The sequence below is a fragment of the Bartonella sp. AA86SXKL genome (genome assembly GCF_042196885.1).
The window spans coordinates 1-710 of sequence record NZ_JBHIRE010000331.1 but is presented as its reverse complement, the minus strand read 5'-3'; the positions used below and the strand labels follow the sequence as shown (position 1 = coordinate 710).

Sequence of the window (710 nt, the reverse complement as noted above, 5' to 3'; positions counted from 1 at the left end):
GTGATGATCAACAATCCGCCATCCTTGCCTTCGCTTGGAATGGTGGGATTGTTTTCTCAACCAATCATCTCAATATTGTTCACCGTTGTTTTAAGCAGCGGTGACAGGAAATATCAACAGGTTTATGAGCTCTGTTTTATCGTAAATAAATCCATTGAAAGAGGGGAAAAATGAAGAAAATCTTAAAACTGTTGAGTTGCATGGCTTTGTTAAGTATCGCTGGATGTGACTCAAAGCCTCCTTCAAAATACTTTGTTATATGGCAAAAGCCAGATGCAGATTCTACTGAAGTAGCAAAAGCATTGTTAGAGTGTGGTAAGCCAACTCCTTATAATGCCGATACAGAAAATAGTGGATTAGGTTTCGGTGAATGGGCAATAATTCATACTTGTATGCTTCAATCTGGCTTCCACTATAGAAGTGAAAATGGAAAGTGGTGTGAAAATTGTCAAGATGATAGGATTCCGGTGTATCCTCTTAGTGGTTCTATCACGCCTCAGCGAAGTGTTGAGAGACGCTTAAATAGCCCTTATTGTAAAAAACATTCAGAACAACTTGAATGCCAGCCTTAAGTCTTGCTTCAGCAGAGAAAGCCTTGAATTTACACCAAATAAAGCACCAGGTTTGATGAGCTTGAGAAAGCCTTGTCCGTCCTTACGTGACAAGGTTTTCTTTTTATGCCGCGTCGTTATAACGTTGCTGTTTTGCTT

Annotated in this window: 1 protein-coding gene; it reads left to right on the top strand. The window is 39.7% G+C overall.

The window, feature by feature from the left end; translation table 11 throughout:
* The first annotated feature begins 170 nt into the window (after window positions 1–170).
* On the top strand, window positions 171–572 hold the full coding sequence (locus ACFIO5_RS11845) for a hypothetical protein (protein ID WP_375612658.1): 402 nt from the start codon (window positions 171–173) through the stop codon (window positions 570–572).
* Window positions 573–710: the final 138 nt, after the last annotated feature.

Coding starts and splice junctions, on each gene's coding strand:
- ACFIO5_RS11845 (WP_375612658.1), top strand. CDS start 171: ATGAAGAAAATCTTAAAACTGTTGAGTTGCATGGCTTTGTTAAGTATC.